24 protein-coding genes and 2 tRNA genes are annotated in these 23,527 nt (G+C 68.6%); 13 read left to right on the top strand and 13 right to left on the bottom strand.

Annotated elements, in window-relative coordinates; genetic code table 11:
* Positions 1 to 4 precede the first annotated feature (4 nt).
* Complete coding sequence (orn, locus tag QZV84_RS08880; protein ID WP_292828431.1) at positions 5 to 631, bottom strand: oligoribonuclease; 627 nt, start codon at positions 629 to 631, stop codon at positions 5 to 7.
* 76 nt (positions 632 to 707) lie between these two features.
* Positions 708 to 782, bottom strand: a tRNA-Arg gene (locus QZV84_RS08885).
* 132 nt (positions 783 to 914) lie between these two features.
* Here QZV84_RS08885 and QZV84_RS08890 point away from each other — a divergent pair.
* Complete coding sequence (locus QZV84_RS08890; protein ID WP_292828434.1) at positions 915 to 1,127, top strand: methyltransferase; 213 nt, start codon at positions 915 to 917, stop codon at positions 1,125 to 1,127.
* Positions 1,128 to 1,132: 5 nt separating this feature from the next.
* On the opposite strand, the gene QZV84_RS08895 is transcribed toward QZV84_RS08890, so the two are convergent.
* The gene (locus tag QZV84_RS08895) at positions 1,133 to 1,759 is read right to left on the bottom strand and encodes a hypothetical protein (RefSeq protein WP_292828437.1); all 627 of its coding nucleotides are present in this window, start codon (positions 1,757 to 1,759) and stop codon (positions 1,133 to 1,135) included.
* A gap of 61 nt (positions 1,760 to 1,820) precedes the next feature.
* On the opposite strand from QZV84_RS08895, the gene QZV84_RS08900 reads away from it, so the two are divergent.
* The gene (locus QZV84_RS08900; RefSeq protein ID WP_292828440.1) at positions 1,821 to 3,245 is read left to right on the top strand and encodes a PLP-dependent aminotransferase family protein; all 1,425 of its coding nucleotides are present in this window, start codon (positions 1,821 to 1,823) and stop codon (positions 3,243 to 3,245) included.
* A 22-nt stretch (positions 3,246 to 3,267) separates the two neighbouring features.
* Here QZV84_RS08900 and QZV84_RS08905 read toward each other — a convergent pair whose 3' ends face one another.
* Positions 3,268 to 3,531, bottom strand: coding sequence for a hypothetical protein (locus QZV84_RS08905; protein ID WP_292828443.1), 264 nt, complete (start codon positions 3,529 to 3,531; stop codon positions 3,268 to 3,270).
* 222 nt (positions 3,532 to 3,753) lie between these two features.
* Between QZV84_RS08905 and ssb the strand changes: the two genes are divergently transcribed.
* The 4 genes from ssb (at position 3,754) to QZV84_RS08925 (ending at position 7,146) form a co-directional block, all read left to right on the top strand.
* Positions 3,754 to 4,308, top strand: coding sequence for a single-stranded DNA-binding protein (ssb, locus tag QZV84_RS08910; RefSeq protein ID WP_292828446.1), 555 nt, complete (start codon positions 3,754 to 3,756; stop codon positions 4,306 to 4,308).
* A gap of 45 nt (positions 4,309 to 4,353) precedes the next feature.
* On the top strand, positions 4,354 to 4,881 hold the full coding sequence (locus QZV84_RS08915; protein WP_292828449.1) for a hypothetical protein: 528 nt from the start codon (positions 4,354 to 4,356) through the stop codon (positions 4,879 to 4,881).
* Positions 4,882 to 4,946: 65 nt separating this feature from the next.
* On the top strand, positions 4,947 to 6,629 hold the full coding sequence (ettA, locus tag QZV84_RS08920) for an energy-dependent translational throttle protein EttA (protein WP_292828452.1): 1,683 nt from the start codon (positions 4,947 to 4,949) through the stop codon (positions 6,627 to 6,629).
* A 34-nt stretch (positions 6,630 to 6,663) separates the two neighbouring features.
* Positions 6,664 to 7,146 (top strand): thioesterase family protein, encoded by a 483-nt coding sequence (locus tag QZV84_RS08925; protein WP_292828455.1) that lies wholly within the window; start codon positions 6,664 to 6,666, stop codon positions 7,144 to 7,146.
* Between the two features lie 6 nt (positions 7,147 to 7,152).
* On the opposite strand, the gene QZV84_RS08930 is transcribed toward QZV84_RS08925, so the two are convergent.
* Positions 7,153 to 8,085, bottom strand: a complete 933-nt coding sequence (locus tag QZV84_RS08930; protein WP_292828458.1) for an acyl-CoA thioesterase II — start codon at positions 8,083 to 8,085, stop codon at positions 7,153 to 7,155.
* Positions 8,086 to 8,130: 45 nt separating this feature from the next.
* Between QZV84_RS08930 and QZV84_RS08935 the strand changes: the two genes are divergently transcribed.
* Entirely contained in the window at positions 8,131 to 8,808 is a 678-nt protein-coding gene (locus QZV84_RS08935; protein WP_292828461.1) for a hypothetical protein, read from the top strand.
* A 132-nt stretch (positions 8,809 to 8,940) separates the two neighbouring features.
* On the opposite strand, the gene QZV84_RS08940 is transcribed toward QZV84_RS08935, so the two are convergent.
* From QZV84_RS08940 to QZV84_RS08960, 5 genes are all read right to left on the bottom strand, one after another.
* The gene (locus QZV84_RS08940; RefSeq protein WP_292828464.1) at positions 8,941 to 9,420 is read right to left on the bottom strand and encodes a globin; all 480 of its coding nucleotides are present in this window, start codon (positions 9,418 to 9,420) and stop codon (positions 8,941 to 8,943) included.
* Complete coding sequence (locus tag QZV84_RS08945; protein ID WP_292828540.1) at positions 9,417 to 10,406, bottom strand: mechanosensitive ion channel domain-containing protein; 990 nt, start codon at positions 10,404 to 10,406, stop codon at positions 9,417 to 9,419. The genes QZV84_RS08940 and QZV84_RS08945 overlap by 4 nt, the downstream gene beginning before the upstream one ends.
* Before the next feature lie 187 nt (positions 10,407 to 10,593).
* On the bottom strand, positions 10,594 to 13,137 hold the full coding sequence (gene pepN / locus QZV84_RS08950; protein ID WP_292828467.1) for an aminopeptidase N: 2,544 nt from the start codon (positions 13,135 to 13,137) through the stop codon (positions 10,594 to 10,596).
* A gap of 118 nt (positions 13,138 to 13,255) precedes the next feature.
* Entirely contained in the window at positions 13,256 to 14,905 is a 1,650-nt protein-coding gene (locus QZV84_RS08955) for a SulP family inorganic anion transporter (RefSeq protein ID WP_292828471.1), read from the bottom strand.
* Entirely contained in the window at positions 14,902 to 15,267 is a 366-nt protein-coding gene (locus tag QZV84_RS08960) for a metalloregulator ArsR/SmtB family transcription factor (protein ID WP_292828474.1), read from the bottom strand. Before QZV84_RS08960 ends, QZV84_RS08955 begins: the two co-directional genes overlap by 4 nt.
* Before the next feature lie 113 nt (positions 15,268 to 15,380).
* Here QZV84_RS08960 and QZV84_RS08965 point away from each other — a divergent pair, with 113 nt between their 5' ends.
* The 5 genes from QZV84_RS08965 (at position 15,381) to QZV84_RS08985 (ending at position 21,387) form a co-directional block, all read left to right on the top strand.
* Entirely contained in the window at positions 15,381 to 15,926 is a 546-nt protein-coding gene (locus QZV84_RS08965) for a ribose-5-phosphate isomerase (RefSeq protein WP_292828477.1), read from the top strand.
* Positions 15,926 to 16,978: a DNA-formamidopyrimidine glycosylase family protein gene (locus QZV84_RS08970; protein WP_292828479.1), complete on the top strand. Its 1,053-nt coding sequence runs from the start codon at positions 15,926 to 15,928 to the stop codon at positions 16,976 to 16,978. The genes QZV84_RS08965 and QZV84_RS08970 overlap by 1 nt, the downstream gene beginning before the upstream one ends.
* Before the next feature lie 20 nt (positions 16,979 to 16,998).
* Entirely contained in the window at positions 16,999 to 17,634 is a 636-nt protein-coding gene (locus QZV84_RS08975) for an FMN-binding negative transcriptional regulator (RefSeq protein ID WP_292828483.1), read from the top strand.
* Complete coding sequence (locus QZV84_RS08980; RefSeq protein WP_292828486.1) at positions 17,631 to 19,127, top strand: amidohydrolase family protein; 1,497 nt, start codon at positions 17,631 to 17,633, stop codon at positions 19,125 to 19,127. Before QZV84_RS08975 ends, QZV84_RS08980 begins: the two co-directional genes overlap by 4 nt.
* A 115-nt stretch (positions 19,128 to 19,242) precedes the next feature.
* The gene (locus tag QZV84_RS08985; protein WP_292828489.1) at positions 19,243 to 21,387 is read left to right on the top strand and encodes an acyltransferase family protein; all 2,145 of its coding nucleotides are present in this window, start codon (positions 19,243 to 19,245) and stop codon (positions 21,385 to 21,387) included.
* Between the two features lie 3 nt (positions 21,388 to 21,390).
* Here QZV84_RS08985 and QZV84_RS08990 read toward each other — a convergent pair whose 3' ends face one another.
* Positions 21,391 to 21,534, bottom strand: a complete 144-nt coding sequence (locus tag QZV84_RS08990; protein WP_292828492.1) for a hypothetical protein — start codon at positions 21,532 to 21,534, stop codon at positions 21,391 to 21,393.
* Positions 21,535 to 21,621: 87 nt separating this feature from the next.
* On the opposite strand from QZV84_RS08990, the gene QZV84_RS08995 reads away from it, so the two are divergent.
* On the top strand, positions 21,622 to 22,158 hold the full coding sequence (locus tag QZV84_RS08995; protein WP_292828495.1) for a gamma carbonic anhydrase family protein: 537 nt from the start codon (positions 21,622 to 21,624) through the stop codon (positions 22,156 to 22,158).
* 14 nt (positions 22,159 to 22,172) lie between these two features.
* On the opposite strand, the gene QZV84_RS09000 is transcribed toward QZV84_RS08995, so the two are convergent.
* On the bottom strand, positions 22,173 to 23,093 hold the full coding sequence (locus QZV84_RS09000) for an alpha/beta hydrolase (protein ID WP_292828498.1): 921 nt from the start codon (positions 23,091 to 23,093) through the stop codon (positions 22,173 to 22,175).
* A gap of 112 nt (positions 23,094 to 23,205) precedes the next feature.
* A tRNA-Gly gene (locus QZV84_RS09005) sits at positions 23,206 to 23,279 on the bottom strand.
* Between the last annotated feature and the right edge of the window lie 248 nt (positions 23,280 to 23,527).

The following is a 23,527-nucleotide window of genomic DNA, read 5'->3' on the forward strand; positions in this document are numbered from 1 at the left end:
TCTCTCATACTTCGGTGGCGAACGCCGAAACGGCAGCGCTCGCCGCGGCACGTGCCCCATCGCTGGTCGGACCCGGTTCGGGAACGAAGACGGCCGAGCGATAGTAGGACAGTTCCAGGATCGATTCGCGGATGTCGGCGAGGGCGCGGTGGCCGCCGCTCTTCGCTGGGGCATGGATGTAGGCACGGGGGTACCAGCGTCTGCTGAGCTCCTTGATGCTGGACACATCGACGTTGCGATAGTGCAGCCAGCGGTCCACCCGCGGCATGTACTTGGCCAGGAACATGCGATCTGTGCCGATGGTATTGCCGGCCAGCGGCGCCTTGCCCTGAAGTGGGACGAAGCGCTGGATGTACTCGAGCGCCTCGAACTCGGCCTCGGCCAAGCTCACGCCCTCGGGGATCTCGGTCAGCAGCCCGGACTTCTCGTGCATCGCCGTTACGAAATCATTCATGTGCGCGAGTGCCGAGGCATCGGGTTTGATGACGATCGAGAACCCGGGGTCGAGCGGACGAAGCTCGAAGTCGGTCACGACGACGGCGATCTCGACGAGTTCGTCGATCGCCAGGTCGAGCCCGGTCATCTCGCAGTCGATCCATACGAGACGGTCGTTGTCGGAAGCTCCCACCATGCGCTCCATCCTAGTGACGGGCCTCGGACACGGACGGGCAAACCGGGCCGTCCTCGCAGCGGGTCTCGTCGGCGGGTGGCCCCCCCGGAGAGATTCGAACTCCCGACCAGCCGGGTAGAAACCGGACGCTCTTCCACTGAGCTACGGGGGGTGACCCGTCTACGGTACCGGCGACCCGGGGGCGGATGCACGTGAGCCATGCATGCACACGGGGATCCGCCCGAAAGAGTCTGGCAGGTTGCGGTCAGCGGGCGTAACGTCGAACCGACGGAAGGATTCGATGATGAGCACGACTGATGCGCATCACACCCTCTGGGTGGCTTACGGGCAATCCGGGGTGGTCGGCAGCATCCGCAAGGACGACGACGGATACACGGTGACCATGGCGGGAGCCGATGCCTCCGCGGGGACTTACCCTTCGATGGAGATCGCGAAGAGCGCTCTGCACGCGCGCATGATCCCCGGCAGCGACTGGCCGGAGTTCCGCGAGCACTGAGACGGTCAGCCCACAGGGCCCGTGGGGGTCGACTCGACCCGCACCCGCGTACTGATCGGACGTGCCGTGTCGAGCAGCGGCAGTGCGATGTGCACGAGTGGTCCGATGAGGGCGGCGAAAAGCACCGTGCCGATTCCCACGGTTCCGCCCAGCAGCCACCCGAGCGCGAGCACGGTCACCTCGACAAGAGCCCGGCACACCCAGATCGGCCAGCCCAGGCGCGCGTGCAGCCCCGTCATGAGTCCATCCCGCGGTCCCGGGCCGAAGCGTGCGCCGATGTAGAGTCCTGAGGCCACCGCGACCAGAAGGATGCCGCCCAGCAGCACGCCGATCTGAAGGGTGAGACCGGTGACCGGGGCCATCAGCCAGAGCACCACCTGCATGCTCGTCCCGACCAGCAGGATGTTGGCAACGGTTCCGATGCCCGGCTTCTGATGCAGCGGGATCCACAGCAGGAGCACGAGGAAGCCGACGATGTTCGTCACCCAGCCGATGCCGATGCCGGTGTGGACCGACAGGCCCTGCGCGAAGACGGTCCATGGGTCGACGCCGAGGCCCGCTTCCACGGTGAGGGCGCAGCCGGCGCCGTAGAGGACGAGTCCGATGAGGAGCTGCAGCAAGCGACGAACCATGTAACCATCCAATCGAATAATTGGATCGCGTCATGCAGTCCAATTCAAGTATTCTGGCTTCATGGACTCCCGGATATCGGCCCGTGCCCTGTGCGCCGCCCTCGGCGGCTGGCGCACACGCGAACCCGCTTACGAGGCGCTGGCGGACGGCATCCGCCTGCTGTGTCTGGACAATCGGGTGGCGCCGCGCACCGCCCTTCCTGCGGAACGCGAACTCTCCGCGGCGCTGGAGGTGAGCCGCAGCACGGTGGCGGCCGCGTACCGCAGCCTTCGGGACTCGGGTCACATCGCGAGCACCCGCGGATCCGGCAGCGTGACGCTGCCCCTTCGGCGTAGGGATCCGGGGCGTGCGTCGACCAGTGAGGGCGCGATCGATCTGCAGCAGGCCAGTCCTCCAGCCTGGCCCGGTCTGGCCGGGCTCATCTCGGACGTGGCCCTGTCGGCATCGACGATCGTCTCGCGCACCGGCTATGACGTGCTCGGGCGGATCGAGCTGCGCGAGGCGATCGCCGCACGGTACTCGCAACGCGGCATCCCGACATCGCCGAACGAGATCGTGGTCACCACCGGCGCGCAGAGCGCGATCCATCTGCTCGCCGCCGTGCTGCTGGGCCGCGGAGATCGGGTTCTCATCGAGACGCCGACCTACCCGCACGCCGCGGATGCGCTCCGGCGCGCCGATGCGCGCCTGGTCGGCGTGCCGGTGACGACCGAGCACGGTTGGGACCTGGATCGCGCCGAGCAGGCCTTCGCGCGCACGCTGCCGGTGCTCGCCTACCTCATGCCGGACTTCCAGAACCCGACCGGTCGCTCGATGACCGCCCTGGAACGCGCCGCCATTCTGGGTGCGGCGGAGCGATCGGGGACGATCCTGGTGCTCGACGAGACGACCGCCGATCTCGACATCGACCGGGGGCCCGTCCGCTCGGGCTTCATGGATGGTGATCCCGCGCTCGTCGTGAGGGTGGGATCCCTCGGCAAGACGGTCTGGGGTGGACTGCGCGTCGGCTGGATCCGCGCGGAGTCCGACCTGGTGCGACGTCTCGTCGCGGCCCGCCCCGCGCACGATCTGGGCACACCCGAATTCGAGCAGGCCGTGGCCGCGGCGGTGTTCCCGCAGTACGCGGCCGTCGTCGTGCAGCGTTCGCACGTGCTGCGCGCGGGTCGGGATGCCGCCATCGCGGAGATCGCACGCCTGCTGCCGGAGTGGCGGGTCCCCACCGTGCACGGCGGAGTGTCGCTGTGGATCGGGCTCGACGCGCCACTGAGCTCGGCGCTCGTGATGGATGTCCGCTCTCGCGGCCTGCTGCTGTCGGCGGGTCCGCGGTTCTCGGTCGAAGGTGGTCACGACCGGCATCTGCGCATTCCGTTCACGGCGGCACCCGAAGAACTCGCCCGCGCGGTCAGCACGCTGGCCGAGGCGTGGCCGCGAGTACTGCAGGGCGCGCCGGTCTCGGTGACGGAGCAGTTCGACTCCGTCGTCTGAGCGCACAGCGCGTCGCTGCTGATCAGCGCGTGAACACCACGCACTCGACGGCGTCGTCGACCGACCAGAACTCACCGAGATCGTGGAACGCGCGGCTCGGCGCATGGAATCTGCGTGCCCGATACCGGATTTCGGAACCATTCCGCACCGCCTGCAGGTGACCGATCACCCGGCCGACGCGATCGACGATCCGCCAGAGCAGCGGGCCCGCCGCGACGAGGCGGACGTTCGCCGCGCGCGTGGACGGGGGCAGTGCGCAGAGCGAAGTCTGCAGTGTGAGTGTCATGAGCGTTCCCTTCCGATTCGAAGATAGGTTCTCCCCCCGACATTGCGGACGGGATCATCCACTCCTCCCCAGCTGCTCGCACACTCGGGGTTTTCCGCAGAGCGGAGGAGAGGACCTGCCGCGGAGGCGCTGCGGAGCCAATCTGAGGGGGCGCCGGTGTCCGACGGGCACTCGGGCACCGGCGCGACCCCGGGGACCGTCCTCGGGCAGAGAGGATGCGAGATGAATGACACGATCACGATCGTCGGCACCGTCGGCACAGACCCGGAGAAGAAGGTGCGCAACGGCGTGCCGATCACGACGTTCCGGGTGGCGAGCAAGGAGCGCCGCTTCGACCGCGCAACGGGAACGTGGGTCGACGGCGAGACCAACTGGTACACGGCCTCGGCCTACCGTCGGCTCGCTGAGCATGTGTTCGAGTCGGTGCACCGGCGCGAACGCGTGGTGCTGACCGGTCGGCTCCGCGTACGCAACTGGGATACCGGAGAGAAGCGGGGCACATCCGTCGACATCGACATCGACGCGATCGGACACGACCTGCTCTTCGGGACGACGACCTTCCGATCCGATGACGCGGCCGCCATCAGCTCGTCGTCGGCGTCCACCGATTCCTGGGCACCGGGCGATGCTGCGGACGGCGGCTGGGCGAGCCCCGGCGTAGACCGCGGGGACGATGCCGGTGCTCATCAGGAAACGGCGACGAGCGGATGGCCGGACTCCACGACCGAACCCGAACCGCGGCCGCTCACTCTCGCGGGAGTGGAGGCGCCGTTCTGAAACGGCACGGCAGGCGCCCGGGGTGGCGCACTTTAGACTGGTATGGTGTCCCGCCACTCTGAGCGCCGCCGCCCGGTCCCGATCGGGCTGCGCCTCGCCGGTATCGGTATCGGTATCGGCCTCGCGCTCGCACTGACCGGCTGCACAGCGGCGCAAGTCGAGACCGGCGCGTCGCCGACCGCGAGCAGCGCTGTGACTCAGATTGCCACTGCGTCGCCGTCGCCGTCCGTGGCGACGGGGCCGGTGCTCGTGCCCGACGGCACGGCTCAGGACAATCTGCCCGTCTTCTCCGCGGTGGTGGCCGCGGTGTGGGAGACACCGCAGCAGGTCATCGGTCAGGCGTACGTCGACTCGCTGGTCGCTGCCGGATTCGACAAGGCAGCAATGCAGCTCACCCCCGACCAGAGCACCGTCGGCAATGCGGCCGAGAGCATCCAGTTCTCCGTGCGCTGGGGCGGCGAATGCCTCGTGGGACAGGTCGGACCCGCGACCGGGGCGCCCGTCACGGCGGTCGTGCCGGTCATCGACGAAGACACGTGCCTGGTCGGCGATACTCGCGCGATCGACTGGTGAGCCGCCCCGCGCCGGCGCCGGGACGGCGAAAGCCGCCGCCGGTCGGCCCGTAGACTGGTCGGGTTATGGCTGAATACATCTATTCGATGGTCCGTGCCCGCAAAGCTGTCGGCGACAAGGTGATCCTCGACGACGTCACGATGGCGTTCCTGCCTGGAGCGAAGATCGGCGTCGTCGGCCCCAACGGGGCGGGAAAGTCCACGATCCTCAAGATCATGGCGGGTATCGACACCCCGAGCAACGGCGAGGCCAAGCTCAGCCCCGGCTACAGCGTCGGCATCCTGATGCAGGAGCCCGAGCTCGACGAAGACAAGACGGTGCTGGAGAACGTGCAGCAGGGTGTCGGTCCGATCATGCAGAAGCTCGATCGGTTCAACGAGATCTCCGGGTTGATGGCCGACCCGGATGCCGACTTCGACACGCTGCTGGCGGAGATGGGCACCCTGCAGGAAGCCATCGACGCCGCTGACGCATGGGATCTCGACTCCCAGCTCGAGCAGGCCATGGACGCACTGCGCACGCCGCCGTCCGAGGCCATCGTCAGCAACCTGTCCGGCGGCGAGAAGCGCCGCGTCGCCCTGTGCAAGCTGCTGCTGCAGAAGCCCGACCTGCTGCTGCTGGACGAGCCCACCAACCACCTCGACGCCGAGAGCGTGCAGTGGCTGGAGCAGCACCTCGCGAAATACCCTGGCGCCGTGCTCGCCGTGACACACGACAGGTACTTTCTCGACCACGTCGCGGAGTGGATCTGCGAGGTCGACCGCGGTCGGCTCTATCCGTATGAAGGCAACTACTCGACCTACCTCGAGAAGAAGCAGGAGCGGCTCCAGGTGCAGGGCAAGAAGGACGCGAAGCTCGCCAAGCGCTTGGCCGGCGAGCTCGAATGGGTGCGCAGCAACGCGAAGGGCCGCCAGACCAAGTCGAAGTCCCGTCTCGCACGCTACGAGGAGATGGCGGCCGAGGCCGACCGCACTCGCAAGTTGGACTTCGATGAGATCGTCATCCCGCCCGGGCCGCGCCTGGGCCAGGTGGTGCTCGAGGCGAAGAAGCTGCAGAAGGGCTTCGACGGCCGGAGCCTGATCGACGGCCTGAGCTTCAGCCTTCCTCGCAACGGCATCGTCGGCATCATCGGCCCGAACGGCGTAGGCAAGACCACGCTCTTCAAGACGATCGTCGGTCTCGAGCCACTCGACGGCGGCGAGCTGAAGGTCGGTGAGACGGTCGAGATCTCGTACGTCGACCAGAGCCGCGGCGGCATCGACCCCAACAAGTCGCTGTGGGAGGTCGTCAGCGACGGCCTGGACTGGATCCAGGTCGGCAAGGTCGAGATCCCCTCGCGCGCCTACGTCTCCCAGTTCGGGTTCAAGGGGCCCGACCAGCAGAAGAAGGCAGGAGTGCTCTCCGGCGGTGAGCGCAACCGGCTGAACCTCGCACTCACGCTCAAGCAGGGCGGCAACCTGCTCCTCCTCGACGAGCCGACCAACGACCTCGATGTCGAGACCCTCGGAAGCCTCGAGAACGCCCTGCTCGAATTCCCCGGCTGCGCCGTGGTCATCACTCACGACAGGTGGTTCCTCGACCGCATCGCGACGCACATCCTCGCGTATGAAGGCACTGAAGAGGAGCCCGACAAGTGGTACTGGTTCGAGGGCAATTTCGAGGCGTACGAGGAGAACAAGATCGAGCGTCTGGGCGCCGATGCTGCCAACCCGCACCGCTCGACGTATCGCAAGCTCACGCGCGACTGACCGGCCGTGCGACTCAGCGACTGAACGGAGCGCCATGCGGCTTCACATCCCCATCCACCTCCGCTGGGGGGATCTCGACGCGTTCAACCATGTCAACAACACGGCGATGCTCCAGCTGCTCGAGGAGGCACGCGTGCGCGCGTTCCGGCAGCCGCTCCCCGGCGAGCACGCCCCCACGACCGCGGTCATGGATTCGAGCCAGGGCAGCGGCATCCTGAGCCTGATCGCCCGGCAGGAGGTCGAGTACCTCGCCCCTGTGCCGTACCAGCGGTTCCCGCTCGATGTGCAGCTGTGGTTCGGGGCGCTCGGCGGCTCCAGCATGGAGGTCTGCTACGAGGTGTGCGGACCGCGCCAGACCGCTGACCAGGTCGGCTCCCAGGTGGTCTACGCCCGAGCGACCACGGTGAGCGTTAAGGTGGATGCCGCGACCGGCCGCCCGATGCGGCTGTCCGCCGAGGAGCGCGCGGCGTGGGAGCCCTACCTGGGCGAGCCCCTGATCTACACGCACCGGCGCTAGCCCGGGCTACGTGGCCTTCGCCACCGGCAGACGCACCGTGATCTCCTGTGAGACCGAGGCGAGCAGCCGGCCGTCGCGGGCATAGATGCGCCCCGTCGACAGTCCGCGGCCGCCGCGCGCGCTCGGAGACTCCTGCACGTAGAGCATCCACTCATCGACCCGCCCGAATCGGTGCCACCACATGCCGTGGTCGAGGCTCGCGACTTTGAGGCCGCGAGTCGCCCATCCGACGCCGTGGGCGCGCAGCACCGACTCCTGGATCGTCAGGTCGCTCATATACGCCAGCGCCGCACGGTGCATCCGCGGATCGTCGGGGAGGGCACGCCGTGTGCGCATCCACACGGCCTGCCGCGGCATCCGCTCACCGTCGACGGTGAGATAGATCGGCGAAGGGATGTGGCGCAGGTCGACCGGGCGATCGGTGAAGAAGCGCTTGGTCAGCGGGTGCACGCCCTTGAGGTGATCTTCGACGTCGGGCAGGTCATCCGGCTCGGGAACACCGTCGGGCATCGCCTCCTGGTGTTCGAGACCCGGTTCCTCGTCTTGGAAGGAGGCGATCATCGAGAAGATCGGTACGCCCTGCTGATACGCCTGGGTGCGGCGGGTGGAGAACGAGCGGCCGTCGTGGATCCGGTCGACAGCGAAGGTGATCCCCTGGGTCGAATCTCCCGGGCGGAGGAAGTACCCGTGCATCGAGTGCACCGTGCGCGCATCGGGCAGAGTGCGCGCCGCCGCGATCAGCGACTGCGCGAGCACCTGGCCGCCGTACACGCGGCCGAGCGGCATCCATTGAGAGACGCCGGTGAAGATGTCTTCGTTGGTACGCGCCGCGGAGTCCGAGAGCTCGAGCACCGCCAGCAGCGACGCGATCGGGTCTTCAGAGGCTTCGTCGCCACCGGTGCGCGGGCCGTCGAGATCGTTCACGGCGTCTCCTGTCATCCGTCGGCGCCTACCGCTGTGCCGGTACTTGGTAGTTTAGGCGGGATGTCAGAGCGCCTTCTCTTCGTCGACAGCGACTCGGCCGCCGATGCGCTCACGTTCGCCGGCCGCGCCGCGCGGCTCACTGAAGACGCCGTGCGCCTGCAGGCGGCGGGGGGCGTGCTCGCGATGTCGACGCCGTCGCTGGTGCCGCGTGGGCTTCTCGATGAGACGCCCACGATCCTCGGCATGCGCACGCTCGCGGTGGACCCCGAGCTCGTGTGCGACATCGTCGTGCGCGCGGGGGAGCTCGCTCGGGATGCCTCGAACCCCGCCGCGATCCTGCTGCCGCCGATCGGGCTCACGGCGGCGTGGGCGGGCGTTTCGGCACCGCGTGGGGCGTGGATGCCGCGGGCCGAGCTTGCCGCGTCGGTGCTCGCCGCGCGCGCCCGGTGGGGGATTGCTGCGGTAGCTGAGGCCGTGCCCCGAGACGCGGGCGAAGAGGTGGTGCGCGCCGTGCGCGGCGATATCTGGGGCCGGCCGGACGATGAGCTGGCGGGGGTGCCGCTGGGTGTCGCCTTCACCGCCGTCACCCTGGGCTTCATCGCAGGCGAAGAGGTCGCCGCGGTGCGCACGAACGGACCGTGGACCCGGGTCTCGCTGGCCCGCGGGGATGTGCTCACGCGTCGGCAGACCGGCGTCGGGCTGACGCCGGTGCGCGCGACCGGACGCCCCCAGGGCTGAACGGCCACCGGGCGGGTGACCGCTTCCGTGGCGGCGACGAGCGCTGCCAGTCCCCAACCGATGACGGGACAGCCGTGGATTCCGCGGTCGGCGGTGCGGAAAAGGCTACCCTTCGTCGGCATCCTCCGGCGATCAGTGCGGGGCGGACGGCGGCGGAACGGCGTTCGGAGGAGGACTCGACGATACCGGGAGGGATGCCGCTCCGCGCCCGTCCGCGGACGGGCCGATACCGGAGGGCTCGAACGTGTTCACCATCGCGAACGCGGCGCGCTGCAGGTAGTCCCACAGCGTCGCCTCGTGCAGCGGCGGGAGTTCGAGCTCGTCCACCGCGGTGCGCATGTGGGCGAGCCAGCGGTCACGGGCGTCGGGGTCCACATGAAACCCCGCGTGCCGCATCCGCAGGCGCGGGTGTCCGCGCTGCTGGCTGTAGGTGCCCGGGCCTCCCCAGTACTGCTCGAGAAACAGTGTGAGGCGCTCCTTGGCCGGGGCGAGATCCGCTTCCGGGTACATCGGCCGCAGCACCTCGTCGTCCGCGACTCCACGGTAGAAAGCGTCGACGAGGCGGACGAACGTCTCGTGACCGCCTACCTCGTCGTAGAAGGGGATGCTCATGCCGACCCCTCGGGCGTCTCGGGCGGGCTCTGCGGGGTCTTCTTCGGCCGCCACACGGGGCGCTCGGGCGGCGGGGGAGGCTGGGTGACCGTCGTGGGCTTCGTCTTGGGCGGGTTGGCGCCGCGCACCCGCTGGGCGCCCTCCAGCCCGCTGAGCACGATCGAGTTGAGCTGGGGGAGCTCCAGACCCAGCACGTTCACGGCGTTCAGGACGCGCATGCGCAGTTCGCGTCCGACGTCGTCCTTGGCGTTGGCGCGCGTCTTCATGACGAGCCGGATGACCAGTGCATCGCCGGAGACCGACTCGAGACCCCACACCTCGGGCTTGTCGATGATCCGGGTGCGCCACTTCGGGTCCTTCGCGAGGTCATTCATGGTCTCGAGCATGGCGTTCTCGACGACACCGATGTCGGTATCCACGGGGAGGGCCAGATCCACGATCACCCGCGACCATCCCATCGACATGTTGCCGATTCGGGTGATCTCGCCGTTGCGGACGTACCAGAGCGTGCCGTTGACGTCACGGACGGTCGTGATGCGCACGCTCACATACTCGACGATTCCGGTCGCCAGTCCCAGGTCGACCACGTCTCCGATCCCGACCTGATCCTCGGCGACGATGAAGATGCCGTTCAGGACATCCTTGACGATGTTCTGCGCGCCGAATCCGAGGCCGGCGCCGATCGCCGCGGTGAGCAGAGTCAGTGAGGCCAGTGCGCTCGGCGCCAGCAGATTGACGACGAGCAGCAGCGCGATGATCACGATCGACACGTTGACGATGTTCTGCAGGATCGAGCCCAGCGTCCGGGTCCGCTGCACGAGGCGGATCGACGCGAGCGGCGAGCGTTCCAGCGCCTGGGTGTCGTCGACGTTGGCCTTGTTCTTCGCGCCGTTGACGATGCGCTTGACGACCCGCCGAATGACGATCTTCAGGATCCAGGCCAGCAGGAACGCGCCGAGCACGATCCCGGCGGCGCTCGCCACCATGAGTCCGATATCGCCGAGGACGTTCAGGAACTGCTCCCACAGCGTCGGAGCCGGAGCGGCGTTTTCGAGGATGAGGCTGTCCATCGGATCGATCCTAGTTGCGCCGCCCGCTGCGAGAGCTGTGTGCGAGATGGGATGCGGATGCCCCGGTCACAGCGAGACGCGGTCCGGGGCATCCGATCGGCGACTACGATGCGTCGCGGTCCTGCACGGCCAGCGCGCGCTCGACGCCGGCGAGGTTCTCCTCGACCAGGCGGCGCAGCGCGGGTGCCGCCTGCGCGTTGGCACTGAGCCAGGCACGGGTTGCGTCGCGCAGCTCGAGATTCGCCAGCGGCGCGGGGTACAGCCCGACGATGAGGTATTGCGCGATCTGATAGGAACGCGAATTCCAGATCGGGAGGAGCATGTCGAAGTACGGCTTCACGAATTCAGACAGCTGCGCGACGGTGGCCGGATGCTGGAACCCCAGTGCCGTGGAACGGACGATCGTGTTCGGCTGATCGTCGCGCTCGATGAGCGAGTCCCAGGCTGCCAGCTTCGACGCCGTGTTCGGAATCGAGGCCTTGGCCTGCGCGGCGAACTCGCCGCCCTTGGCGGTGTTGTCCGCCGCGAGTGCGTCCTCGATCTCCTTCGCGTCGGCCACCCCGCCGGCGGCGAGCGAGATCAGCAGCTGCCACGCCATGTCGGTGTCGATCTCCAGACCGTCGAGGGCCGTCGCACCGTCGCGCAGCGACCGCAGCGTCGACCAGTGCGCGGGTCTCGACGCCGCGGTCGCGAACGCCGTGACGAACTGCAGCTGACTGTCGCTGCCGGCCTCGGCCGCCTGCGCGAGAGCCCACAGACCGTCAGCCACCTTCGCGCGGGTCGCTTCGCGCTTCTCCGGGGCCACGTACGAATTGGCCGCGAGCTGCAGCTGCGCCAAGGTCGTCCGCACGGTCGTGGACTCGGTCTCGCGGCCGATGTTGCGCAGCACGAGGTCGACGTAATCGCTCGGTGAGGATTCGGCATCCCTCGTCTGATCCCATGCGGCACCCCACACGAGCGAACGCGCCAGGGGGTCGGCGATGTCGCCGAGGTGCTCTACAGCCGTCTTCAGCGATCGGGCGTCGAGACGGATCTTCGCGTACGCGAGGTCTTCGTCGTTGAGGAGGATCAGATCGGGGCGCTTGTGCCCCTTCAGCCCGGGCACCTCGGTGCGGTCGCCGTCCACGTCGAGCTCGACGCGGTGCACCCGCGCGAGCGCACCGTCGGTCACGTCGTAGAACCCGACGCCCAGCCGATGCGGGCGGATCGTCGGGTAGTCGGCGGGGGCGGTCTGCGTGATCGCGAACCGTGTGATCGTGCCGGTCGCGTCCTCATCGATCACCGGCGCCAGGGTGTTGACGCCCGCGGTCTCGAGCCACTTCTTCGACCAGGTGGCCAGCTCGCGGCCGCTTGTCTTCTCCAGCTCCGAGAGCAGATCCGACAGCTCGGTGTTGCCCCACTCGTTCTTCCTGAAGTATTCGGCGACGCCGGCGAAGAAGGCCTCGATGCCGACCCAGGCCGCGAGCTGCTTGAGAACGGACCCGCCCTTGGCGTACGTGATGCCGTCGAAGTTCACCTGGACATCTTCGAGGTCGTTGATCTCGGCGACGACGGGGTGAGTCGACGGGAGCTGGTCCTGACGGTAGGCCCAGGTCTTCTCCATCGCGTTGAACGTCGTCCACGCCTCGGTCCACTCGGTGGCTTCGGCCGTCGCGATCGTGGAGGCCCACTCGGCGAAGGACTCATTCAGCCAGAGGCCGTTCCACCACTTCATCGTGACGAGATCGCCGAACCACATGTGCGCGAGCTCGTGCAGGATCGTGACGACGCGCCGCTCCTTGACAGCATCCGTCACCTTCGACCGGAACACGTACGTCTCGGTGAAGGTGACCGCGCCCGCGTTCTCCATCGCGCCCGCGTTGAACTCGGGGACGAACAGCTGGTCGTACTTGGCGAAGGGGTACGGGTAGTCGAACTTCTCCTCGTAGTACGCGAAGCCCTCACGCGTCTTGTCGAAGATGTAGTCGGCGTCGAGGTGCCGCCACAGGCTCTTGCGACCGTAGACGCCCAGCGGGACGACGCGTCCGGATGCACTGGTCAGCTCGGAGAAGACTTCTTCGTACGGACCGGCGATGATCGCCGTGATGTACGACGAGATCGGCGGCGTCGGCTCGAAGCGCCAGGTGGCGCGCCCGTCGCCGTGCTTCTCGGGGTCGGGCGCAGGGGAGTTCGAGACGACCTTCCACGGCTCGGGCGCGGTGACGATGAACTGGAATGTGGCCTTGAGGTCGGGCTGCTCGAACACGGCGAACACGCGTCGGGAGTCGGGAACCTCGAACTGCGAGTACAGGTAGACCTCGCCGTCGACGGGGTCGACGAACCGGTGCAGGCCCTCGCCGGTGTTCGTGTACAGGCAGTCCGCCTCGACGATCAGCTCGTTCTCGCTCTGCAGACCCCGCAGGGCGATCCGCGAGTCGGCGAACGCTGTGACGGGAACATCGCGTCCGTTCAGCGTGATCGCCTGCACATCGCGGGCGATCAGGTCGATGAAGGTGTCCGCGCCCGCGGTGGCGGAGAAGCGCGCGACGGTGCGGGATCCGAAGATCTCGGCACCCCTCGTCAGGTCGAGACTGACTTCGTACGAGTGGGTGTCGACGATCGCGCGGCGCTCCTGCGCCTCGATGCGGGTGAGGTTCTCTCCAGGCACTGCTGCTCCCAGGTTCTACGGGGTCGTGTAGGGGGTTCGGATGTCGCGAGGCCGGCGGGTGGCCGACGCTGACAACCTCCCCAGCCTACGTCAGGCTCGCGCGGGGGACCCGGCACCGTCAGGTGCCGTCGCCGGCCCGCGCGACGTGGCTGCGCGCATGGGCGACAGCAGGAGCCAGCTCGTCGAAGAGGTGTTTGCTGTGGCGGAGCGAGCTGAGCACCCCCACCGTCCTGAAGAGTTCGACATGACCTTCGCGCACGCCCTTGATGAGCACGGTCACTCCGCGTCGTTCCAGCTGCTGGACGATCTCGGACAGCACGTGCGCACCGGTTGCGTCGACCAGTTCCAGCTGAGACATCCGCAGGATCACCACGGTCACCCCGTGCAGCGACGTGACGGTCTCGAGCACCCGGTCCGCGGCCGCGAAGAACAGCGGTCCGTCCAGGCGGATCACCGCGATGCGATCATCGCCCGGCTCCGGGACACCCTCGATCGGTTCGCGGTGCACGCCCGTGGCCCGCGAGAGACCTCGGATCGCGAAGAGTCCGGCCACCGCCATGCCGATGACCACCGCCACGATCAGGTCGACCGAGACCGTGACGACCGCGGTCACGACGTAGGCGATCGCGTCCGCCCTGGTGGAACGCAGGATCGACCGCGCGGTCGCGAGATGCACCATGCGCACTGCGGTGACCATGAGCACGCCCGACAGTGCCGCGAGGGGGATCGCACCGACCGGCCCCGCCGCCACCAGCACCACCAGCAGCAGCACGAGCGCGTGGAAGATCGCCGCGACCCTCGTCTTGGCCCCTGCACGGACATTCACCGCCGTACGGGCGATCGCCCCCGTCGCCGGCATGCCTCCGAAGAGTCCGGCGCCGATCGAGGCGAGTCCCTGCCCGACCAGCTCGCGGTCGGGGTCATACGGTCCGGTATCGGCGAGCGAGGCCGCGACGCGCGCCGACAGCAGCGACTCGATCGCCGCGAGCGCCGCGACGGCGACCGCGGGCAGGAGGAGCTGTGACAGGGTCTCGAGCGAGAACGAGGGCAGCCCGATGGCGGGCAGAGCGGTCGGCAGCGCGCCGATCACGGCGAGCGGCGACGGCAGCACCAGCGTCAGCACCGTGACCAAGACGATGCCCACCAGCGATCCTGGGATCGAGCGGTGCACGAGCGGCAGCAGATACATGCAGGCCGCGACGATCGCCACCGCGCCGAGCGACCAGACGAGATAGATCGGGTCCGCCGCGGCGAGCGACGACAGCGCGGTCACCACGACGTTGGTGTGCAGGATGCTGCCGGCATCGGCTCCGGTGAGTGCGGGCACCTGCTGCAGGAAGATGATGACCGCGATGCCGAGCGTGAACCCCTCGATCACGGGCCATGGAATGAACGACACTGCTCGCCCGAGTCGTGCGGCCCCGGCGATGACCACCATGATCCCCGCGAGCACGCTCACCACGGCTACGGCGGCCATGCCGTGCGCGGCGACGATCGGGGCGAGAACGACGACCATCGCGCCGGTCGGCCCCGACACCTGCACGTTCGACCCGCCGAACACCGCAGCGATCACTCCGGCGACGATCGCGGTGATCAGCCCGGCTGCCGCGCCCGCCCCGGAGGCGATGCCGAATCCGAGGGCGAGCGGCAGCGCGACGATCCCGACGGTGAGCCCCGCCAGCAGGTCTCCGCGCCACGTCCGGCCGATCGATCGGTAGTCCCGACCGGTGGGCAGGAGGGCGCGGACGTAGCTCCCCGCCCGGCTCACGCGCTCGGACCGAGGGCGGGGAGGGATGCGGCATCCGCCACACGTTCTCCGTCGGTGGTCACGATCTGCAGCAGCAGACGGCGGGCGATCGTGAGCAACTCGGCCACCTCCGGGTAGGCGAGCCGGTAGTAGACGCTGCTGCCGCGACGATCGGACTCGACGAGCCGGTTGCGTCGCAGCACCGCGAGGTGCTGGGAGAGGTGTGATGCCTCGAGTTCCGTCTCGGACTGCAGGTCGGCGACCGACCGCTCCGGCGTCGTGGAGAGCAGTTCGAGGATGCGGATGCGCAGCGGGTGCGACAGTCCTTTGAACAGCCCCGCCTTCACCTCGTAGAGCGGACGCTGACCCACGGTTATCGACATGATGGATCCATCATATCGCGTCGTGAACTGGCTCGCTGAACCCCGGCACGGCCACGCTCGATAGACGGCACGGCCACGCTCGATAGACGGCCATGCTCAATAGACTGATGGGCATGCGCATCCACATCGCGACCGACCACGCCGGCCTCGAGTTCTCCACGCGGTTGCAGCATCACCTCGCCGGCCAGGGCCACGATGTCGTCGATCACGGACCGGTGGACTACGAGCCGCTCGATGACTACCCGGCGTTCTGCATCCGCGCCGCTCAGGCGGTCGCGGCTGACCAGAACGCGGGCATCGAGACGCTGGGCGTGGTCTTCGGCGGTTCGGGCAACGGCGAGCAGATCGCCGCGAACAAAGTGCGCGGCATCAGGGCGGCGCTGGTATGGAGCGTGGCGACGGCCGAGCTGGCGCGCGAGCACAACGACGCGAACGTGATCGCGATCGGCGCGCGCCAGCACACGTTCGAGGAGGCCGCTTCGTTCATCGATCTGTTCATCGCCACCCCGTTCTCGGGCGAGGAGCGGCACGTCCGCCGGATCGGGCAGATCGCGGCGTTCGAAGATGACGGCGCGCTCGAGCCCGTCCCGCGTTCGACCTCGGGCCGGCCCGACGTCCTGGCGGCCGAGGACAGCTCGTTCGACCCCGAAGCCGGCTGATGCCGGAGGGCCATTCCGTCCATCGGATCGCCCGCCAGTTCGACCGCAACTTCGTCGGTCGTCAAGTGGCGGCATCCAGTCCGCAGGGTCGTTTCGCCGAGGGCGCGCGGGTCATCTCCGGCCGCACGGCGACCGCGGTGCGTGCCGTCGGCAAGCAGATGTTCCTCGAGTTCGACGACGACCTGTGGCTGCGTGTGCACCTCGGGATGTACGGCGCATGGGACTTCGCGGGCGAGGTCATGGTCGATCCGACGATCGCCTCCGCCAACGGCCGCCGGGCCCACGCGCCCCGAGGCTCCGCCCGCCGCGACAGCGGCGAGCGGAGTGGGCACGGGGAGGGCCAGACCGATCAGCGCGGCGCCGAGCTCGAGGTGCCCATCCTCGACACGGCCGGCGAGAACTCGGTGACCTCGATCGGGGCACCTCGCCGCGCCCGCGTGCGCATGTCCGAGCAGACCACCAGACTCGCGGACGAGGATGGGGGCTGGCCGCCACCCGTCGTCGGGCAGGTCCGGCTGCGCCTGCTCACGGAGGTCACCTGTGCGGATCTGCGAGGTCCGACGGCGTGCGAGCTGCAGACGCCCGACGAGGTCGCTGCGACGATCGCGAAGCTCGGCCCTGACCCGCTCGTGGATGACATCACGGAGGGCGAGGAGCAGTTCACCGCGGTGGTGCGGCGCAAGCCGACGCCGATCGGCCAGCTCCTGATGGATCAGAGCGTCGTCAGTGGAATCGGCAACGTGTACCGCGCCGAACTGCTGTTTCGAGCGCGCCAGAACCCGCACACACCGGGCCGCGAGGTGAGCGATGAGATCGTGCGCGCGCTCTGGCGTGATTGGGTCAAACTGCTCGCGATCGGAGTCGAGACCGGTCAGATGATGACGATGGACGACCTGGATCCTGCCGCCTATCGGGCCGCCATGGCCAGCCGTGATGACCGCCACTGGGTGTATCACCGCGCCGGGCTTCCCTGTCGCGTCTGCGGCACGGTGATCGCGGCCGAGGAGATGGCCGCCCGCATGCTCTACTGGTGCCCGAAGTGCCAGGCATGACGCTCTCGTAGGCTGGAACCATGCGCCAGAACCCGAGCTTCGCGATGACGGATGCGGCGGAGTTACGTCGCCTGATCGACGACAACCCCTGGATGACCCTCGTCAGCCACACGCCGGACGGCCTCGTCGCCTCGCACTACGCCATGCTGCTGGATGAGGACCGCGACGACCTCACCATCGTCGGACACGTCGGCAAGCCCGACGACATGATCCACGGCCTGGGGGAGCGGGAACTGCTGGTCGTGGTGCAGGGCCCGCACGGCTACATCTCGCCCGGCTGGTACGGCGATGTGGCCGCCGTGCCCACGTGGAACTTCGTCTCCGCCCATCTCAGCGGCGTGCCCGAAGTCCTCACCCCCACAGAGAACCTCGCCGTACTGGACCGGCTGGTCGCGCGCTTCGAGGGCCGGATGCCGGATCCTCGCCTGATGTGGGAGCGGCCGAACGATCCGGCCTACATCGAGCGGCTCGAGCGCGGCACCGTCGGATTCAGGCTCACGCCGACGCGCGTGGTGGCCAAGCGCAAGCTGAGCCAGAACAAGACCGCCGAGGTGGTGGAGACCGTGATCGCCGAGTTGACGGGCGACGGCCCGTACGGCAACCCGGTCCTGGCTGCCGAGATGCGCCGGGCGCACGACGCTATGGTGCGCCCGTGATCGGGGACCGCGTCGGCACGATCACAAACGCCCGGGTCGGCGGCGCAGGGCGTGAGCTGCTTCCGACCGAGGGGCCGGTCGACGTCTTCCTCTTCGGAGGAGTCATCGCCGACATCGCCCCGGCAGGCGTCCTCCGCCCCCGCGGTGAAGTGCTCGATGCCGACGGCGCATGGCTCATCCCGGGTCTCTGGGACCACCACGTGCATGTCTTGCAGTGGGCGCTCATCGCCCAGCGCCAGGCGCTGGGGCGCGCCGAGTCGGCCGCCCACGCTGCGCGCCTCGTGGCTGCGGCTCCAGTGCTGGCCGACGGCCGCCGCGTGGGCACCGGATTCCGCGATGCGCTGTGGAGCGACCCACCGAGCCTCGCCGTGCTCGACGCCGCCACCGGCGACGTGCCGACCTACCTGATCAGTGCCGATGTCCACAGCGTGTGGCTGAACACGTCCGCGCTGCGCCGTGAGGGTCACGAGCCCGACGGGATCGGCATCCTGCGCGAGGGTCCGGCGTTCGAGATCTCCCGACGCCTCAATGACGTCGACCCCGTGCTGGGTGACCAGCTGGTCGCTGAGATGGCGCGGGATGCGGCATCCCGCGGCGTCGTCGGACTCGTCGATCTCGACATGGCGTGGAACGAGAGCGCGTGGGAGCGTCGGCTGAACGGCGGCTTCGACTCGCTGCAGGTCGAGTTCGGCATTTATCCGGAGTTCCTCGAGCGGGCGATCGTCGAGGGTCTGCGCACCGGCGACGCCGCGCGCGGTGCCGCATCGTCTCTCGCGCGGGTCGGATCGCTCAAGGTCATCACGGACGGCTCGCTCGGCACCCGGACAGCCGCGTGCTCGCACGCCTACCCGGGTGACCCGCGCGATCACGGGGTGCTCGCGGTTGCTCCCGAGGCACTGCTCGAGCTCATGACCGCCGCGACCGGCGGGGGGCTGGCGTGCGCGATCCATGCGATCGGCGACATCGCCAACTCCTACGCGCTCGACGCGTACGCGACCACCGGCGCGGTGGGCACGATCGAGCATGCGCAGCTGGTCGCGCACGCCGACATCCCGCGATTCGGCCGTCTCGGCATCGGGGCGAGCGTTCAGCCCGAGCACGCGGTCGATGACCGTGACCTGACCGACACGATCTGGGCGCAGCAGACGGCGCTGCCCTACCCGCTGCGCGGCCTCGCCGACACCGGCGCGAATCTGCTCTTCGGCTCTGACGCCCCGGTCTCGCCGCTCGATCCCTGGGCGGCGATGGCCGCAGCGGTGTTCCGCACCCGCGACGGCCGCCCGGCCTGGCGACCCGACCAGGGGGTGGATGCTGCAACCGCGCTGGCTGCTTCGACCCACGGCGGTTCGACCTCCGGCACGCTCATCGAGCCCGGCGCCGGGGCCGATCTGGCGCTGTGCGAGCGCGACCCGCTCGCAGCCACGGAACCGGAGCTGCGGGCGATGAGGGTCTCAGCGACGCTCCTCGCCGGCCGCGTCACCCACCTGATCTGACGCGGGGGTCAGCACCGCCGATCGACATGCCGCGACGACGCAGCCCCGACGACGCAGCCCCGACCCGCCGACGGGTCGGCTTCGGATGCCGCGACCCACCGACTAGCGTCGAGGGGTGCCCTCCGCCGACCACGACCTCGGACCGCAGCACCTGAACGAGCCTTCTCGCCCTGTCCTGCGCGAGCCGATCAGCAGCTCGCCGGAGCATTCGGAGCCGTCGCGGTTCATTCCGCACGTTCAGGGACTGCGCGCGATAGCCGTGCTCGCGGTCGTGCTCTATCACTTCTGGCCCGCACGGTTCTCGGGCGGCTACGTCGGGGTCGACATCTTCTTCGTGATCTCAGGCTTCCTGATCACTGCGCATCTGATGCGGGAACTGACGGCGACCGGAACCGTGCGGCTCGGCCAGTTCTGGGCGCGACGCGCGCGACGCCTGCTGCCGGCATCCCTGCTCGTGCTGCTGTTCTGCGCCCTGGTCGCCATGTCGCCATACCTGACCCCGACCTCTGCGCTGCCCAACGAAGTGCGCGAGATCCTCGCGTCGACGTTCTACGTCGAGAACTGGTACCTCGCTCTCAACTCCGCCGACTACCTCAACCACGCGGGCGACCCCACGACGGTGCAGCATTACTGGTCGCTCTCGCTCGAAGAGCAGTTCTACGTCATGTGGCCGCTCATCATGCTGCTCGCGGCATGGATCGCGGTGAAGTGGTTCCGCGGCCGCCGGAGGCGGGCAGTCATCACCGCCCTCGGAATCGTGACCGCGGCATCATTCCTCTTCGGCGTGATCTTCACGATCACCAATCCCGCGCCGGCGTACTTCGTCACGTTCGGGCGCATGTGGCAGTTCGGGGTGGGCGCCATGGTGGCGCTCGTTCCCGCACTGAGGATCCGCAACGCGGTCGGCAGCTTCGTGCTCGGCTGGGCCGGGGTCGTCGTGCTGGTGTTCGTGATCTTCCGCTTCGACGGGCAGACCCCGTTCCCCGGCTACATGGCCGCGATCCCCACCCTCGCCGCGGCGGCAGTGATCGCCGCATCGAACACCGAGCGCTGGTGGTACCCGACGCGCCTGCTCGCGGTCCGCCCCGCGCAGTTCATCGGCGACATCTCGTACTCGCTGTACCTCTGGCACTGGCCGCTCATCATCATCGCGCCGTCGGTTCCGTTCTGGGGCCTCACGATCTACCATCGTGTCGCCCTGCTGGGAATCTGCTTCGTGCTGGCGTGGCTGACGAAGCGGTTCGTCGAAGACCCGGTCCGCGGGTGGAAGGTGCTGACCTCACGGCCGGCCCGGGTGACGCTCTGGTCGTCGCTCGCGGCGATGGTCGTCGTCGGCAGCACCGCCGGCATCGCGTGGGCCATCAACGCCCCCGCCTACACGGAGGGCGTTCGTGCCATCCAGGAGCTGCGTGAGAACCCGCCGGACTGCTTCGGCGCGGCCGTCGTGCTCGACGAGGCCTGCGCCGGGACCGACTTCGGCGACACGATCCTGCCCGCACCGGGTTTCGCGGGCGTGGATCGGCCCGGCGACGAGCAGTGCTTCGTGCAGTTGAACGACTCGCGGACAGTTTCGTGCGAGTTCGGATCGCGCTCCGCCGACGCGCCGCGCGTGGCGCTCATCGGCGACAGCCACGCCTACCAGCTGCTTTCCACCTTCCAGCGAATGGCAGACGAGAACGGCTGGCATCTCACGACGTACTTCAAAGGCGCGTGCCCATGGAACACGACACCGCTCTCGACTCCCGGGGAGTTCGGCGCAGCGTGCACCGAATGGCGGGACGGTGTGCGCGACGCGCTGGCGGACGCCGACCTCGACGCGGTCTTCACCGCGGCGATCTCCACGACGCCCTATTCGCCTGCCGGGTACGACTCGGCGCATGACGCCGCCGTCGCCGGATACCGCGACGCCTGGAGCGAAGTGCTCGATCGCGGCATCCCCGTCATCACGGTCGTGGATAATCCGGTGTGGGAGACCGACCCCAACAAGTGCCTGCGCACCCGCGGGTCGGGCGCGTGCGACGGGCTGCGGGCCGAGCTTCTCGTCGCCGATGATCCACTGAGGGATGCCGCATCCGGCCTGACCGGGGCCACCCTGCTCGACTTCACCGATGTCTTCTGCGGCCCCGACCTCTGCGCCCCGGTCGTGGGCGGCGCGAATGTATACCGCGACCAGGATCACCTCACGGTGACATTCACCGACACGCTGGCACCCTGGTACACCGCGGCGATCGTCTCGGCGCTGGGTCAGTCCACTCCGTAGCGGTCAGCGTGACCAGTTCAGATCGCTTCGTCCCAGCACCCGGCCGAGCTCGTCCGAGAGTTCGCGGCAGCGCCGGGCGATCTCGATAGTGCGCCGCGCGGCATCGGTCATATCCCGAATGAGGTCAACGTGCTCGGAGATGCTCACGTGGCCCACGACAACCCGCATGCGTTACAGCGATGTGGCTCCTGGGTAACCCCGCGGGCGTGTCGCGCCTCGCGGTATGGTCGGGTCATGACGATCGCCACGGGTGCCTCTGTCCTGTCCGCCGCCGGCCGCTCGCCGGTCCTCGACCCCAGCGCGTTCGTCGCCGCTGGAGCGCGGGTGATCGGCGGAGTGGTCCTCGGCGAGGGCTCCAGCGTCTGGTACAACGCCGTCCTCCGCGCCGACGGCGACACGATCACCGTCGGGGCGGGCAGCAACCTGCAGGACAACGTGTCGGTCCATGTCGACAGTGGGCGCCCCGTCCTGATCGGCGAGAACGTCTCGGTGGGCCACAACGCCGTGGTGCACGGGTGCACGGTCGGCGACGGGTCGCTCATCGGCATGGGCGCCGTAGTGCTGAGCGGGGCGGTGATCGGTGAGGGCTGCCTGATCGCGGGCGGCGCCGTCGTCCTGGAAGGGGCAGTGATCCCGCCCGGGTCGCTCGTCGCGGGCGTTCCGGCGAAGGTCAGGCGCGAACTCACCGCAGACGAGCGGGCCGGCATACTCGGCAATGCCCTGGCGTACCGCGCGCACGTCGTCGAGCACGAGGGTGCCCGCCCGGCGTAGGGGGCTCGCGTGCTTCAGCTGTCGACCGCAACCGGGTGATAGGCGCCTCGGAAGCTCTCGAAGACGCGCGCACCGGCGGAGCCCGGCAGATCCGTGATCGGCTTGTCGTCCATGAAGCGACGGATCACGTGGGCCAGCTCCCGCGGGTGACTGAAGTTGATCGCATGTGCGGCTCCGTCGAGCACCACGAGCAGGACATGGTTCTGGTCCTGCGCGAAGACCTGCTTGACGCGCTCAGGACCGGGCATGAGCGGATCCTTCGTCCCCATCACGACGAGAGTGGGCACCTTCAGCTCCAGAAGCCGCTGCAGCGAGGGGTATTGCGTGAGTGCGTTGAACATCTTGAAGGTGCTGGGAACCCCGAAGCGCAGGTAGTCGGGTGTCGCGACGGTGATCATCTTGCGCGGCTCGCGCCCGCCGTCCTTCGCGAGTTGACCGATCGCCCGCCGCAGCGGCTGGTTCTGGATCCCTCCCGCGGGAGAGACGAGCACGGCGCGCTCGATGCGCTCGGGGTAGCGATGCGCCAGTTCGACGATCACCGGGCAGCCCATCGAGTTGCCCACCACGCTGGTCTTCTCGACACCGCGCTCGTCGAGGAATCGCACCGCCGCATGGGCGAGATCGGGGATGTCGAGTGCGGCGCCGGCTTTGCCGCTGCGGCCGAACCCCGGCAGGTCGGGCACATACGTGTGGAACTCGTCGGCCAGCAGCTCTGCGGTCGGCAGCAGGTAGCGGCCCGACAGGCCGAATCCGTGCAGGTGCGTCATGACCCGCGCGTCCGGAGGGTTGGCGGATTCGCGGTAGAACACGTCGACGCCGTCGATCATCGTCCACCGTTCGGCCAGGGCGGACGCGGGCTTGCGCGGAGTCATCCTCGCCCGATGGCGGTACGACTCCTTCTCGGCGTTCTTGACCACGGCCTGCTCTCTCCCCACCGGACTACGCAATGGCCCGGAAAGTGCCGGGCGGTGGCGTCGTGTCAATAGTGGCCGGGGCTTGCGGCCAGGGCGTCGCCCTCGAAGGGTGAGGTGGGGTTCGGTCGTGATGTGGAGGGGCTGACGAGAATCGAACTCGCATCATCTGTTTGGAAGACAGAGGCTTTACCACTAAGCTACAGCCCCACACTCGGCGGGCATCCGCCGAGATGTGTCTGTTCAGTTCTGGCCGATCGTTTGAGTTCTGGTCGATCGTGCTCCGCAGCGCAAGGCCGCGGCATCCACGATTCTATGGCATGACGCAGCGATGCCTGTGCTCAGAGGGCCGTCGGCTAGACTTCTCGGGGCCGATCAGCACGAATTCACGTGCGCACCTGCCCGGGGCGTAGCTCAGCTTGGTAGAGCGCCCGCTTTGGGAGCGGGAGGCCGCAGGT

Source organism: Microbacterium sp., assembly GCF_011620715.1.
Classification (GTDB): domain Bacteria; phylum Actinomycetota; class Actinomycetes; order Actinomycetales; family Microbacteriaceae; genus Microbacterium.

Coding starts and splice junctions, on each gene's coding strand:
- QZV84_RS08895 (WP_292828437.1), bottom strand. CDS start 1,759: ATGGTTCGTCGCTTGCTGCAGCTCCTCATCGGACTCGTCCTCTACGGC.
- QZV84_RS08930 (WP_292828458.1), bottom strand. CDS start 8,085: ATGACAGGAGACGCCGTGAACGATCTCGACGGCCCGCGCACCGGTGGC.
- QZV84_RS08935 (WP_292828461.1), top strand. CDS start 8,131: ATGTCAGAGCGCCTTCTCTTCGTCGACAGCGACTCGGCCGCCGATGCG.
- QZV84_RS08925 (WP_292828455.1), top strand. CDS start 6,664: ATGCGGCTTCACATCCCCATCCACCTCCGCTGGGGGGATCTCGACGCG.
- orn (WP_292828431.1), bottom strand. CDS start 631: ATGGTGGGAGCTTCCGACAACGACCGTCTCGTATGGATCGACTGCGAG.
- ssb (WP_292828446.1), top strand. CDS start 3,754: ATGAATGACACGATCACGATCGTCGGCACCGTCGGCACAGACCCGGAG.
- QZV84_RS08905 (WP_292828443.1), bottom strand. CDS start 3,531: ATGACACTCACACTGCAGACTTCGCTCTGCGCACTGCCCCCGTCCACG.
- QZV84_RS08965 (WP_292828477.1), top strand. CDS start 15,381: ATGCGCATCCACATCGCGACCGACCACGCCGGCCTCGAGTTCTCCACG.
- QZV84_RS08890 (WP_292828434.1), top strand. CDS start 915: ATGAGCACGACTGATGCGCATCACACCCTCTGGGTGGCTTACGGGCAA.
- QZV84_RS08945 (WP_292828540.1), bottom strand. CDS start 10,406: ATGGTGGCGAGCGCCGCCGGGATCGTGCTCGGCGCGTTCCTGCTGGCC.
- ettA (WP_292828452.1), top strand. CDS start 4,947: ATGGCTGAATACATCTATTCGATGGTCCGTGCCCGCAAAGCTGTCGGC.
- QZV84_RS08900 (WP_292828440.1), top strand. CDS start 1,821: ATGGACTCCCGGATATCGGCCCGTGCCCTGTGCGCCGCCCTCGGCGGC.
- QZV84_RS08975 (WP_292828483.1), top strand. CDS start 16,999: ATGCGCCAGAACCCGAGCTTCGCGATGACGGATGCGGCGGAGTTACGT.
- QZV84_RS08970 (WP_292828479.1), top strand. CDS start 15,926: ATGCCGGAGGGCCATTCCGTCCATCGGATCGCCCGCCAGTTCGACCGC.
- QZV84_RS08940 (WP_292828464.1), bottom strand. CDS start 9,420: ATGAGCATCCCCTTCTACGACGAGGTAGGCGGTCACGAGACGTTCGTC.
- QZV84_RS08995 (WP_292828495.1), top strand. CDS start 21,622: ATGACGATCGCCACGGGTGCCTCTGTCCTGTCCGCCGCCGGCCGCTCG.
- QZV84_RS08960 (WP_292828474.1), bottom strand. CDS start 15,267: ATGTCGATAACCGTGGGTCAGCGTCCGCTCTACGAGGTGAAGGCGGGG.